Raw genomic sequence first — 14,135 nt, forward strand, 5'->3', positions numbered from 1 at the left:
TTATTTCCAATAATCATAAATATATGTATCCCCTTATTTCAACGTATTAGGTTGTAAATATGTTGCATATAATAAATTTTTTATTTATTGTCTTGTAAATAAAAAATTTTTCACATAAAATTTTCTTATATAAAAATAAATTGAAATTAATAGTATTGTTTTTGTTAATGTTTGAATTAATTATAAAAATTAGGGGATGTGTTAATCCCATAAACTGAAATAGTTATAGAAAAGTGAGAGAAATATTTAATTTTATACACTTATCAGACTATTTCAGTTATATCAAACATACAAAGGTCGAAAGTGAAAAAAAAAATTAAGAAAGCAATACGAAATTATTTTAAAAAACTTTATTACATATTCCCCGAACGGTGGCGACCGAATTTATTAGCTTGGGCAATCAAAATTCATCCAAGCTGGTTTAAAAACCATCCAAAAGTATTAAATAAAAAAATTTATTATGGAAATGGGATATTACTGTTAAATATTGATATATATAAATATAAACCAATATTAAAATCATATAAATTTGCAATTCATTGTCATATTTTTTATATAGATTTAATATCTGAATTTATAGACCATTTATCAAAAATTCCGTTTAGATTTGATTTATTTGTTTCTGTACCGGATAAGGATTCTCAGCAACGATGTCAAAGATATATGAGTAAATTAAAAAATGCATATGAAATTAAAATAAAAATAGTTCCAAATCGTGGTCGTGACCTCGCGCCAATGTTTGCAGAGTTTGGTCAGCAATTAAAGCAGTATGATTATCTGGTACATTTACACAGTAAGAAATCGATATATAACAAAGGGGTTACAGATGGTTGGCGTTCGTATCTTTTTAATTCGATGTTTGGTTCTGCGGCAAACATACAGAAAATTTATTCATTATTAATAGAAAATAATAATTTAGGTATAATTTATCCGCAAATTTATCATCGGCTACCTTATTTTGCCTGTACTTGGTTAGCAAATAAAAGCCAGGGGCAAAAGTTATTAACTCGTATGCAATTACCAATGATAAATGGTTATTTCAATTATCCGGTTGGCTCAATGTTCTGGGCTAAAACGAATGCATTAATGCCTTTATTTGATCTCAATTTGAAATGGGAAGATTTTCCAGAAGAACGAGGACAAACAGATGGAACATTGGCACATGCACTTGAAAGATTGCTAGGCATTGTACCCCCTTTAACCGGTTATAACTCAGTAATTATTCAGGATTTAAAGTATTCTTCCTGGTCATCCTTCCGGATTGATACCCAATACCTGACACGAGACATACAATTTTATAAATCAAGAATTAACAAAGAGAAAGTAAAAATAGTTGCTTTTGATATATTTGATACCTTATTGGTAAGACCACTTTTAAATCCTGATCACACAAAAAAAATAATATCCCAGTATCTAGATGATGAATGCAGAATGATTTTTAAAAAATATCGGGTAGTTGCGGAAACTCAGGCTAGGAGTAGTAAAGGTAAGGATGTTTCATTAAATGAAATATATGTTCAATTTAAAAATTTATCACAACTTACAAATAATCAGGTTCAGCAAATACAAAAAATTGAGGAAAGGGTTGAACTGGCTTCAGTCAGTCCCCGTTATGACGTAATTGAATTAATGCAATTTGCTAAAAATATAGGGAAAAAGATTATTTTAATTAGCGATATGTTTTTATCAAGAGAAATAGTTGAGAGGATGTTATCTCAACATGGAATTACGGAATGGCATAATTTATATTTATCTTCAGAAACCGGAGTTCGAAAGGATACTGGAGAGCTATATAAGTACATGTTAAACAAAGAAGATATCACTGGACGCGAAGTAGTGATGATTGGTGACAATGAACGTTCGGATATACAATTGCCTACGGATGAATTTGGAATAAAATGTATTCATATTTTGAGGGCCGCGGATTTGGCATGTGCACTGCCTGACTATTTTAAAATTATAAAAAGCGATTTAAATCAAGATAATATTAATAATGAATTAACAATAGGCTTATTAGTCAGAAAAAATTTAAACAATATATATGGGTATAATAACTCATCAGAAAAATTCAAATTATTTAGCTCAAATCCTTATCAGTTAGGTTATAACGTATTAGGGCCCGTAGTGAGTGCCTTTTGTCAATGGCTGATTGAGCAAGCTCAGACAGATCATATTAATGAATTATATTTTTTAGCCAGAGAAGGTAAGCTTGTTAAACAAATTTATGATTTGTGGAGTTCACCGCAAAAAAATACTCCTCAAAGTCATTATCTGCAAGTTTCTCGTAGATGTGTAACAGTACCGGCTATTAATTCTTTTGAAGATATTATTGATATTGCAGAGAAAAACTACTGTGAAAATAGTATTCAAAATTATTTGATTGAACGATTTGGCTTAAGTCTGGATGCTGAACGTTGGAAAAAAATATATCAAAAAAATTTATGGGATAAGGATAAAAAATTAATTATAAAACAAAAACAAATTGATCATATAAAGCCTTTATTACAATACCTGCAAACAGATATTTTAAATCTGGCACAAACTGAAAAACTGCCTTTAATGACATATCTGAAAACATCCGGTCTCTTTTCAAGTAAAAATTCTGCAGTTGTAGATGTAGGGTATTCTGGGACAATTCAACAAGCATTAAATAAACTATCGATACAGCCAATTCATGGTTATTACTTTGCAACAATCATCCCGAATATAGAAGGAAGAACAAAAGATATTAAGATAAAAGGCTGTTATGTAAATAATTTAGCAAATCTGTATCCTGATTCTCAAATTTTTGCCCGAAGTTTTGAGTTAGAAAAATTATTAAGTGCTGATGATACTCAAATTATAAAATATTGCATTAATGATGATATGCTAAAAGGAGAGTTTAAAAATTTGTCCGATAGAGAACTGGCAACCCAGCCAATACGAAATGCTTTACAACAAGGTGCTATAGATTTTGTGAAGGATGCGGTCAATCTTCGTAAAAATCTTTACTTTGATTTTAAACCTTCTTTGTTTATCGCCGACTCTTTATATAAAGACTTTTGTTTAACTTTAAGAATTAAAAAAAATAAAGTTTTAGAAAATTTAATTCTGGATGACGATTACTGTGGCAGAGGTTTGGTTAGTTGATACGATTAGTATTGAATTAAGAAAAATAAAAGGATTAATGATTTAATCCTTTTATTTGCTTAAAATAAATCGATTTTGTTATCTATCAGTTTCTTAAAATTTGGAGCATTATTGTCTTTATCTGTTTGATTTATTGACATATCGTTTTCTATCGGCCAATTAATAGCTAGATCTGTATCATTCCATAACAGGTTGCGTTCGCATTCTTTAGAATAATAATTGGTGGTTTTATATAAGAATTGAGTATTATCTTCTAAGGCAATGAAACCATGTGCAAATCCAGCGGGTATCCAGAATTGCCGAAGATTGCTTTCAGATAGCTCAACTCCCACCCATTGACCAAAAGTTGGAGATGATGTCCGTATATCCACAGCGACATCCCATGCTTTTCCACTGACTACTCGTACAAGTTTTCCTTGAGCATGTGGATTTATCTGATAATGCAATCCACGGATTACGCCTCTATGTGAAATTGAGTGATTATCTTGTACAAAGTTTACAATTGATTGATTATATGACGATAAAATGGAATTAAAGGTTGTTTGGTTAAAACTTTCCATAAACCAGCCACGATTGTCTGCAAAAACTCTGGGTTCTAAAATCAGCAGATCTTTAATCTTTGTCTCAATCACATTCATATTCAGGCTTTCCTCGAAAATTCACTATATAGTTTTAATAGATATTTACCATAATCTGTCTTTTGAAAAAGTTTGCCGCGTTTAAACAGTTGATCTAAATCTATCCATCTATTATTAAAAGCAATTTCTTCAAGACATGCTATTTTTAAACCCTGTCTTTTTTCAATTGTCTGAACAAAACAGCTGGCTTCAATCAGTGAATCATGTGTACCAGTATCCAGCCATGCAAAGCCACGCCCGAGTATTTCAACATTTAATAATTTCTTATTTAAATAAGCATTGTTAATATCGGTTATTTCGAGTTCACCTCTGGGTGAAGGACGAATATTCTTGGCTATCTCAATAACGTCATTATCATAAAAATACAATCCTGTAATTGCATAATTTGATTTTGCTTCATTCGGTTTTTCCTCTATGGAAAGTGCTTTTCCATGGGTGTCAAATTCGACTACACCAAATCGCTCAGGATCATTGACATAATAACCAAATACAGTAGCACCTTTTTCTTGTTGTGCTGCCTTTTGTAATTGTGCACCGAAACTTTGCCCGTAAAAAATGTTATCACCCAGAATAAGTGTGACATTATCTTTGCCAATAAATTCTGCTCCGAGAATGAAAGCTTGTGCCAATCCGTCAGGAGATGGTTGTACTTTATAAGATAAATCAATTCCTAAATCTCTGCCGTCACCTAACATTTTTTTAAAATTAGGTAAATCTGCAGGAGTTGAAATAATCATGATTTCTCGTATCCCGGCCAGCATAAGTACAGAAAGGGGATAGTAAATCATCGGTTTATCATAAATGGGTAATAACTGTTTTGATACGCCTAAAGTAATAGGATAAAGTCTGGTTCCGGATCCGCCAGCCAGTATAATACCCTTTCGTTTAACCATTTTTTGTTCCTTGATTATTAATTCAATTAGAATTTAATTTTAAATAAATATTTGGTTTATTATGTCTTATTGCGGGTGGTATTGTTGTTGTATCCATTTCTGATATTCTCCGGTCAGAATATGATTTACCCAATCCTGATTGTTTAGATACCATAATACGGTTTTGCGTAAACCTGATTGAAAATTTTCTTCTGGTTCCCAGCCAAGTTCTTGTTTAATCTTACTCGCATCAATAGCATAACGTACATCATGTCCGGGACGATCCGGAACAAATGTGATTAAATCTTTGTAGGATTTTATCCCAAGTGTTTTATTGGGTGCCAGTTCATCTAGAAGAGTACATATATTTTTTACGACATCAATATTTTTCTGTTCATTATGCCCTCCAATATTATAGGTACTGCCTGCTTCGGCCTTTGTGACAACCTGATATAAAGCTCTGGCGTGATCTTCAACATACAGCCAGTCCCGGATTTGTTCACCATTTCCGTATACAGGCAGTTTTTTTCCTTGTAAAGCATTAAGAATAGTTAATGGAATTAATTTCTCCGGGAAATGGTAAGGTCCATAATTATTCGAGCAATTTGTAATAATAACAGGCAGTCCATAAGTACGATGCCAGGCACGAACCAGATGGTCTGAACTTGCCTTACTGGCTGAATATGGTGAACTTGGAGCGTATGGAGTAGATTCTGTAAATAATTCTGAACTTAAATCACTAAGATCACCATATACTTCATCAGTTGATATGTGATGGAAGCGAAATAGATGTTGTTTTTCTTCAGGCAAATTTTCCCAGTAATGACGACTTATTTCCAAAAGTTGAAATGTGCCTACAATATTAGTCTGAATAAATTCTGCTGAGCTGGATATTGAACGATCAACATGTGATTCTGCTGCCAGATGCATTACTATATCTGGCTGAAATTGCTTAAATAATTGTGTTATATGTACTAGATCACTAATATCGGCCTGACAAAAATGATAACGTGAATTATTTGCAATAGTGGCTAATGATTCTAAGTTACCGGCATAGGTTAATTTGTCAACATTCAAAATTTTATGGTCAGTTTCATTGATCAGATATCTGATAACTGCTGACCCAATAAATCCTGCTCCCCCAGTGATAAGGATATTCATAAAATTACATTCAAAATTGGTAAAAATGTAATATTTTATAATATAAATTATATCAGAATATAAAAAATTTAAAGTAAGATGAAAAAAATTTATTTAATTAATTTGAGTCATCTTTGTTTAACGAGCAATATAGTTGGTCTGATATTGTTTAAATTTATATTGTATAATGGTTCCGTAAATTTTATATGGGAGACAAGGTATATTTTATGACAAAAACAATTATTCTGGGTATGCCTAAAAGCCGTAATATTTACTTACAAATCAAAAAAAATCTGGAATTTTACGGGTTTGATGTTTTGTACATAGATAACTATCCAGAATATATCAAGCATTTTCATTATCAGAGTTTTAAAGATTATTTGTATAATCAGGTGCAAAAGCTTTTTTTTAGAAATTATTCATATAAAACAAAATTAAAAGAAAAATTACTTTTATCAAATGCTGAGCGAACGCTAAGTAAAAGGAATTATGAATATGCTATTATTATACGTCCTGATTTGTATCCGGTAAGCTTATTAAACCTGATGAAAGCACATACCAAAAACGAATTTATTGCTTATCAATGGGATGGACTGAGACGCATGCCTTGTACAAAAGATACAATAAATTTATTTGATAGATTTTATGTATTTGATAGTCATGATTTAGTTGATAATAATTATCAAAACTATAAATTGGAGGGAATAACCAATTTTTATTTTGATATGAACAAACCGCAACCGGTGAAGCACAATGGAACAATAGCATATTATGTAGGAACACATGTTTCCGAACGTGTTGCTGACATTGAGTATTGTGCAGCTGAGCTAATTAAGAACGGTATCCAGCTCAAGTTTATTATCCCTACGAGCAATCAGAATAAGATTAATCAATACACTCGCTCTGATTATTTTATTTTTGGTGCCGAAAATGAAGTTGATTTTTCTAAAAACATAGAAATGTTAAACGAAATAGATATTATTGTCGATTTCGTTAATCCACTTCATAATGGTTTATCTTTTCGTTTTTTTGAAGCTTTGTATTACCAGAAAAAATTAATTACTAATAATGTTAATGTATCTAACTATGATTTTTATCATCCTGATAATATCCTTATCTGGCATAAAGATGATCTTTCACAAAAAATTAAAGAGTTTTTATCTAAACCCTTTAGACCGATAGATGATGAAATTGTAAAAAAATATAGTTTTGGTAATTGGATAAAGAATATTCTAAATTTATCCTCATATGATAAAATACGCTTGCCTTTTCAATAAATTAAAATTGAACCATCTAGAAAATATATATGTAGTACGAGATTAATTTTAAATTTTATGTCTCCATTTTCTTATGCACCGCTGTAGTTTTGCTGCCAGTCGCTTTAAGGGAAATGATTTTCTTCTTAAATAATAAACATTTCCTTGGATATCGCCGATTTTATGATCTAATTTATTGATTTTTTGTGATAATAAGTTATATTTTTCCATATTATCATTTAACAGTATATGTAAAATACCATAATTCCCCTGATTTTCTAAAATAGATTGACGAACTAAAGAATTTCTAAATTCAACATGATATTTTTGGTGTTTATCTATTGCTGCAATAACCGAATTACCATAATTATTACTGTGATTTGGTCTATGATAATAATAGGCTAAAATCTTATTTAATGTTTTTATTTCACCAGCTCTGAACAATCGTAATATGTAATCCCAATCTCCCAAAACTGGTAAATTTTTGTTGAATTCACCAATTTGTTTAGCAACGCTCATTCTAATAAGTAAGCATATCGGAGGAGATACATTATTTTTTATTAAAGTTGTAATATCAACCTGATCATGCCAGTTAGGCCATCGCATTGTACCAAGTTGAATGGATTTATCTTCCTGAATTTCCTCATTAATGATAATACAATTTGTTAATACAGCAACAGCTTGTTGTTCAGTATTGAGATAGGCAACAGTTTCTTTTAAAAAATCAGGGTGCCAGGCGTCATCGTCATCGTGTACGACTAAATATTCTTCATTAGCAATATTTAGACCGCAGTTAGATGCTGCTTCCATCCCTAAGGAATAATTATTATGTATTACGGTAATTTTATGGTTTAAATCTATAAAATTCAGATCAATTAATTGATTAACGGGGCTGGTATCACCTCCGTCATTAACCAGATATAAATGCCAGTTTGTATAGCTTTGTTGAATAACGCTTTCCAATGCCCGAGCTAATAATACAGGGCGATTTTTGGTCCGCATGATAATTGCTACTGAATTATCATGTTTTATATTGTTTAGTTGTATATCAGACCAACTTTTAATTGGGTATAGGTTTTCGTTAATAGTCATATTAATTCATCAAATAATTTTTAATTAATTCAGGATATTTATCAAAAAATTTAGTTGCTATTCTATAAATTTCAGGTTTTATCTTGTTCTTATTAGCTTTCCAATGTCCTATAACCCCACATGGCCAACCGCCTAAAGTAAGTAGTCGTGTAACATCTTTTTTCTCTGCAGGAATTTCCTGTGGTATGAGATAGTATGATGTTTTATGGTCATTCAATGCGCAGTGACTGATTTCGCCTAAATATTTTTGTTCATTTTGGTTCGGTGTAATACACACTTGTAAAATAGCTGCTGTTGCAACAGAAGTAGTAATCCATTCAGTACCAATTCCAAAAAGATTATTGTTACGAATCCAATTTGTGATGGTTTGAATCGTACTTTGTTGAAATACATTAATTGTTTTATTAAACTGATTGACGTAGATATTTTCTGAATCTTGTTTTAATACGGGCTCATAAGTATTTGAATCAGAATTTTTAGTAAATTTTGAAGTTGTCTGGTGGTTGGCTGAATGAAGATTTTCAAGAATATTTACAGAATTTTCTAAAAGTAATTCTTCACTTGGCCGCTGAAACATATTAAAAAAAGCAGATTTCATTATACCATTTTTGTATAATCGACCTGGTGCACTGTGATTAAATAAACCATAATAAAATCCGTATAATTTTTGTTTAATACCTTTATGTTCCCGGAAATAAGTTAATGCAGTTTGTAATGTGCCATTCCAGCCTAAATCAATAATAGCAATACGTTTTTCTGGATGAAATAATCCTTCCTGCTCATAATAGGCCATTGCATCCGTATAATGGTTTTTGTAAATTGAGAATAAATACGGTGTTAATTCGTACTGAATGAAATTTTTGATTTCAGCAATTTTTTCAAAGTCAAAATTCTGATTTGAATTTCCAAATTTGGATTTAAATTTGGTTTTTGATAATATATTATTCTGAATACCAATTCTATCAAAAAATATTTTGTAAGATTCACCTTCTCTTATAGATTCATTAATGATTAAATCTAATGAAGAGTTTGATAATTTTCCAGTATTCAGAATATCCATATAAAATATAGGGTAGCGTAGAGCTTGTCGCGATAAGTATAAATAACTTGAAGTGGTTTGATGATTTTTATCCATATCAAGAATATTCCATACTTTATGAATAATTTGAGCATCCCGAGCACAAAAATATATGTGATCTATTTGATATTTTGTTATCTGCTGGTCTAGCCATGAAATAAAACTTTTCAATAGTACGGAACCAAATGTACAGCCTAAATTAGACCAGAAGTCAGATTCCTTATTTTTTTCTTTTACTATTACTTTTTGAGATAATTTATTCATTTTTTGAAGCAGAGAAAAAGGAACTAAATCTGGTGATAATTGTGCTCCTAATCTTCTTTCACTAATGAAGCGTGTATAGGAGAAAGTTTTGATGTTATATTGTTGTGGCTGAATTACATCAGCATGGAGATTATCACCAATATGGAAAATTTTTTTATTTCCACTATGTTTTAGTACTTCTTCCCAGATTCTGCCACTGTGTTTTGTCTTCATTATTTCAGAGGAAACAAATAATTTTCCATAATCAGATATTCCGGCTTGCAGGAGTAATTCTTCAATAAATTGTTTTGAGAAATATGTATCAGATACAAAATAAATTATTTTATTTTGTTCCTGCAGTTTGTTAATGAGGGAAAGATTGTCTATTACCGGTATTATGCTGGATTTTTCTGTATTCAGCTCTATATTTTTAGCTAAGTTTAGTTCTTTCTCTTTACCTGAATAAAATGATAACATTTGGGAATAGATATTATCTAATGTTACTTCTTCCTGAAACTCTTTGGCTGCATAATATTTTCTGCTGGTTTCTTCTGCTATAAGACGATTTTTTGCGAAATCAGGCAAAGAAATATTTTTTTCAATTAGTATTCCTTCAACACAGGCAAACAGATCAATAGGACATTCAAACAAGCGGGTTAATACAGTGTCGAAAATATCAAAAGATATAATCGGGAAATCTTCTGTCTCTTTTAATAGTTGCTCTATGTATTTAATATCTATTTCTGCATTATTTTGGGCGTAATAATGATTAACTGAATTTAATAAAGAATTTAGATTTGTTGTATCCATAATAAACGCTATTTTAATTCCTTGGGCAATTAATATTTTTTGTTGTTAATTAAATAAATTATTGTTCTTTATATTGTTAACTTAAGTTATTTTTTTATAAATTTAAATCTGGATTTATATATATTTTGTAAATTAAATACCAGTTAAATAATTGATTTTAATAAAAATTAAAATGAATATTTATTTCAAATATTATTGTATTTAATTTCAGTTCGGAATTTTAAAGACTGTCACTGGCAAAATTTATCTGGTGTTACAAATTTCAGACTAAATTCTGAATGAGTCTATATATTTTAATTATGAATTTATACCTAAAATATTTTCTATCCAGTTTTTAAAACTGTATTTCGCAACTATATCCGGATTTATAGGACTATATGGTTTCATAAGAAAGTTATTTATCTCTCCTAAATTTTTATCGTCCCAAATGAATATATTATTCGGATGATAAAAATCATAATATTGAATGTGTTTGTTGGTGGTGATTATTTTTTTTTTGTAGTAAAGTGCTTCAAAATGGCGGAACGATAAACCGTTATGATCTGCAATAACAAAATCTACCAGGATATCCGCTGTAGAGACATTTTTTAAGTTATCTTGATAAGATAGGCGATTTTTTTTACCAAAAGTAAGATATTTTGATTTATAACATTTAATATCACTTTTTTTGCTCGTAGGTATTATAAATTTAATACGGACTCCATTTTCCGCAAGTTTTTCGGCACATTGCTCTATCATGGCAACGCGACTTTTCTGATGGTCACCAATATAGTAAGCTTCTAACTTATCATTTTGGACATAATCCGGCTTTATAACATCAAAATAGAAATTAGTAGTACTGTACAGTTGATGATTTTGGTAGTCAGGGTTATTTAAATCGGTATGATCAAAAATAAAAAATTGATCAAATAAATGAATAATATTTTTTACTGGAAAGCGTTTTAGTCCATCCCATTGATAGCCAATAAATCTTTTTTTAGTATGCTTTTTTAATAAAGCTAATACCTTTTGCGGAAAGATATCTGGCCGGATAACTAAGGCATAGTCATAAAGATTATCTGCCAGAAGTTGTTTTGCTTTATAAAAACTTTGTTGTTCTCGTAGAGTTTTTTTATATGTCTTACTCTGGGTGATATTTTTATGCAGAAAGTGATATATACGTTCCCAAATACTATTATATTTGAATTTCAGTACACTATCTAATCGTAAAACTTGATATCCGTGAAATTGAAGGTTTTTTTCAATTAATTCAACTATGCCATTGCTTGGTGGCATAGCTAATATGATGGTTTTACGAGTCATGAATAAAAACTGATTCAGATGTTGATAACAATTAAAACTGCTAAATGTAAAGAATTGGGTTTATCCAATCAATATATAGAATAAATTTATATTTTAATTCAAATTTAAATATCATATGTGTTTTGATTATTCTTTTTGAGTAAAAATATATACAATATCTATTAAAAATTGTTTGAATTAAACAGTATTTGTTATCTATATGTAAATTGAAGTCGGTAAGATCAGTACTTAGTTTGTCTCAACTGATTTAAATTTCATTGATTTGATAGTGAATTTTTGTACTGGAGAGAATTTTTTATCAGGTATTTTATTCAGATTGTTTTCGATTTGATAGAATACAAGTTGTATGTGACTTTAGAAATTGATAATTGGTATAGGTTTTAGATTGATAGTTTGCTGAATTTAATGGATTTATGCCGTTTATGATGAGATAGCGACAGGTAATTTCATCGACACTGTGTTTTATTTTGTTTTGTATTTGATTGTTCTGGGAAGCGAATGAAAAAAAGTAAAAAGGCTGATGCTTTTTCACCGCATAATCTTTATAAAAGATTATTTCCGTATATGCGCGGGCTGGTAAAGTATTTTTTTATTTCTGTATTGGCAATGGTTGTCGTAGGTGTGACAGGTCCCCTTTTTGCTTATTTGTTAAAGCCGATCATTGATAATGGTTTCGTTGACAAAAATATCGAAGCTATGAAATGGGTACCATTTGAAATCATCGGTTTGTTCATTTTTCGTGGGGTTGCCAACTATATAAATGAATATACCAGTGCTTATATTTCTAATCAGATGGTCCAGGTAATTCAGCGTGATTTGTTTGCAAAAATGATGATGTTACCTGTGAGTTACTATCAGGAAAACAGCCGCGGGCGCATGATGTCGCGCATTACCAATGACGCTAAAGGAATAACGGCTGCCGGTTTTGATGTGATCACTGTCTTTGCCAAAGATGGTGTGACTGTTTTGGGACTTCTGATTTGGTTGTTTTATCTTGACTGGCAATTAACACTGATCACTTTTGTTACCATTCCATTAATTGCGTGGTGTGTAAGGGTTATTAATAAGCGTATTCGCCGATTAGTTACTAAAAGTCAGAATGATCTTGGTCAGGTCATGCAAATTTTGTCTGAATCAATTGATGGTACAAGGGTTGTACGCATTTATGGTGGTGAACAGTATGAACAGAGTCGTCTGGAAAAAACCAATAAGGCTCTGCGTAGTCTTGCTGTAAGACGTCAGTCGTATACGTCTATTGGCAGTGCAGTAACACAACTGTTAATTGCCACATCGTTATCAATTATTTTATATGTTGCTGCTAAAAGAGCCAGTCATGCAGGCTTTACTGCCGGTGATTTTATGTCTTTTCTGTCAGCTATGCTGATGATGTTTGATCCGTTAAAACGGATTACCAATATGTCCAGTGTTTTGCAGGCCGGACTGATGGCTGCAGATAGTGTATTTCACTTTCTGGATGAACCAGAAGAAAAAAATCAGGGAAAAAAGCAGCTGACTGCTCCTATTGGAGATATTGTTTTTCAGAATGTAACATTGCGTTATCAGCATGCGGATAAAAATGCGATAGATCATTTAAACCTGACAATTAAACAGGGTAGTGTGGTTGCGTTAGTAGGGGAGTCTGGTTGCGGTAAAACTTCTACAGTAAATCTTATCCCGCGATTTTACGATACGACCAGCGGACATGTAAGTATAGGTGGTATAAATGTTGATGATTTTGAATTGAAAAATCTTCGTTCCAAAATGGCATTAGTTAGTCAGGATGTTGTTTTATTTAATGATACTATTGCGAATAATATTGCTTATGGTTCGCCACATGCTACAGAGGCAGATATTATTCAGGCTGCGAAAGCTGCTAATGCCTGGTCATTTATCAGTAATATGCCTGAAGGCTTAAAAACTGAAGTGGGTGATCAGGGGATGAAGCTGTCCGGAGGTCAGCGACAGCGTTTGGCAATTGCACGGGCATTGTTAAAAGATGCGCCTATTTTAATTCTTGATGAGGCAACTAGTGCTTTGGATACTGAATCAGAACGATTAGTGCAGTCTGCTCTGGAAACACTAATGAAAAACCGGACCACAATTGTGATCGCGCATCGCTTGTCGACTATTGAAAATGCCGATAATATTGTGGTGATGCATCAGGGGAAAATTGTCGAGCAGGGTAAGCATGCAGACTTACTGGCAAAAAATGGACGTTATGCATTCTTACATCGGATGCAGTTTGGTGAAACCCGCAATTCAGCTGAAGATAAATCATTAAATTAACAGTTTTAAGAGTGTTTAAAATTTGCCTATATTGTTTTTATTTATTGGTTTATATGTTGAAAAGTAGCAGAAATATTAGATTTTCAGTACTTTATTCATAATAAATCTATAAATAGATTGCTAACCGGATACCATGATTGTAGAAATAATGGTATCCGGTATTAAATTTAAATGCATTAATTTCATTCAATTCGATTAATATCTAAAGCAAAAAGATTTACTCATATTCAGTATGATATAAAATTGTTGTACGATAATTCTCTTAATATTCAATTTTGCAGAGTAAGTT

9 protein-coding genes are annotated in these 14,135 nt (G+C 31.2%); 3 read left to right on the forward strand and 6 right to left on the reverse strand.

What is annotated here, in order from left to right; all coding sequences use genetic code 11:
* Window positions 1–303: 303 nt before the first annotated feature.
* Window positions 304–3,129, forward strand: a complete 2,826-nt coding sequence (locus H3U73_RS08675; protein ID WP_198190397.1) for an HAD-IA family hydrolase — start codon at window positions 304–306, stop codon at window positions 3,127–3,129.
* 59 nt (window positions 3,130–3,188) lie between these two features.
* Here the strand turns inward: H3U73_RS08675 and rfbC are convergent, their stop codons facing one another.
* The 3 genes from rfbC to rfbB form a co-directional block, all read right to left on the reverse strand.
* Window positions 3,189–3,767 carry a dTDP-4-dehydrorhamnose 3,5-epimerase gene (rfbC, locus tag H3U73_RS08680; RefSeq protein WP_084550309.1) on the reverse strand — a complete coding sequence of 193 codons (579 nt, stop codon included), beginning with the start codon at window positions 3,765–3,767 and terminating at the stop codon, window positions 3,189–3,191.
* A 2-nt stretch (window positions 3,768–3,769) separates the two neighbouring features.
* Window positions 3,770–4,660, reverse strand: coding sequence for a glucose-1-phosphate thymidylyltransferase RfbA (rfbA, locus tag H3U73_RS08685; RefSeq protein WP_084550304.1), 891 nt, complete (start codon window positions 4,658–4,660; stop codon window positions 3,770–3,772).
* Between the two features lie 66 nt (window positions 4,661–4,726).
* Entirely contained in the window at window positions 4,727–5,800 is a 1,074-nt protein-coding gene (gene rfbB / locus H3U73_RS08690; protein WP_084550301.1) for a dTDP-glucose 4,6-dehydratase, read from the reverse strand.
* A 206-nt stretch (window positions 5,801–6,006) separates the two neighbouring features.
* Here rfbB and H3U73_RS08695 point away from each other — a divergent pair, with 206 nt between their 5' ends.
* Window positions 6,007–7,056 carry a hypothetical protein gene (locus H3U73_RS08695; RefSeq protein ID WP_084550298.1) on the forward strand — a complete coding sequence of 350 codons (1,050 nt, stop codon included), beginning with the start codon at window positions 6,007–6,009 and terminating at the stop codon, window positions 7,054–7,056.
* A 48-nt stretch (window positions 7,057–7,104) separates the two neighbouring features.
* On the opposite strand, the gene H3U73_RS08700 is transcribed toward H3U73_RS08695, so the two are convergent.
* The 3 genes from H3U73_RS08700 to H3U73_RS08710 all read right to left on the reverse strand — a co-directional run bounded on the left by H3U73_RS08700 (window position 7,105) and on the right by H3U73_RS08710 (window position 11,560).
* Complete coding sequence (locus H3U73_RS08700) at window positions 7,105–8,127, reverse strand: glycosyltransferase family 2 protein (RefSeq protein ID WP_084550295.1); 1,023 nt, start codon at window positions 8,125–8,127, stop codon at window positions 7,105–7,107.
* Between the two features lies 1 nt (window position 8,128).
* Window positions 8,129–10,258 (reverse strand): hypothetical protein, encoded by a 2,130-nt coding sequence (locus tag H3U73_RS08705; protein WP_084550292.1) that lies wholly within the window; start codon window positions 10,256–10,258, stop codon window positions 8,129–8,131.
* A 297-nt stretch (window positions 10,259–10,555) separates the two neighbouring features.
* The gene (locus H3U73_RS08710) at window positions 10,556–11,560 is read right to left on the reverse strand and encodes a hypothetical protein (RefSeq protein ID WP_084550289.1); all 1,005 of its coding nucleotides are present in this window, start codon (window positions 11,558–11,560) and stop codon (window positions 10,556–10,558) included.
* 498 nt (window positions 11,561–12,058) lie between these two features.
* Here H3U73_RS08710 and msbA point away from each other — a divergent pair, with 498 nt between their 5' ends.
* Window positions 12,059–13,846 (forward strand): lipid A export permease/ATP-binding protein MsbA, encoded by a 1,788-nt coding sequence (msbA, locus tag H3U73_RS08715; RefSeq protein WP_084550287.1) that lies wholly within the window; start codon window positions 12,059–12,061, stop codon window positions 13,844–13,846.
* Window positions 13,847–14,135: the final 289 nt, after the last annotated feature.

Origin of the sequence: Snodgrassella sp. W8124, assembly GCF_016100875.1 — a bacterium.
GTDB classification, from domain to species: domain Bacteria; phylum Pseudomonadota; class Gammaproteobacteria; order Burkholderiales; family Neisseriaceae; genus Snodgrassella; species Snodgrassella alvi.

What these genes read in the sequence shown, in the direction of transcription:
- rfbC (WP_084550309.1), bottom strand. Translation starts at nt 3,767, where the DNA reads ATGAATGTGATTGAGACAAAGATTAAAGATCTGCTGATTTTAGAACCC.
- rfbA (WP_084550304.1), bottom strand. Translation starts at nt 4,660, where the DNA reads ATGGTTAAACGAAAGGGTATTATACTGGCTGGCGGATCCGGAACCAGA.
- rfbB (WP_084550301.1), bottom strand. Translation starts at nt 5,800, where the DNA reads ATGAATATCCTTATCACTGGGGGAGCAGGATTTATTGGGTCAGCAGTT.
- H3U73_RS08695 (WP_084550298.1), top strand. Translation starts at nt 6,007, where the DNA reads ATGACAAAAACAATTATTCTGGGTATGCCTAAAAGCCGTAATATTTAC.
- H3U73_RS08700 (WP_084550295.1), bottom strand. Translation starts at nt 8,127, where the DNA reads ATGACTATTAACGAAAACCTATACCCAATTAAAAGTTGGTCTGATATA.
- H3U73_RS08705 (WP_084550292.1), bottom strand. Translation starts at nt 10,258, where the DNA reads ATGGATACAACAAATCTAAATTCTTTATTAAATTCAGTTAATCATTAT.
- H3U73_RS08710 (WP_084550289.1), bottom strand. Translation starts at nt 11,560, where the DNA reads ATGACTCGTAAAACCATCATATTAGCTATGCCACCAAGCAATGGCATA.
- msbA (WP_084550287.1), top strand. Translation starts at nt 12,059, where the DNA reads ATGAAAAAAAGTAAAAAGGCTGATGCTTTTTCACCGCATAATCTTTAT.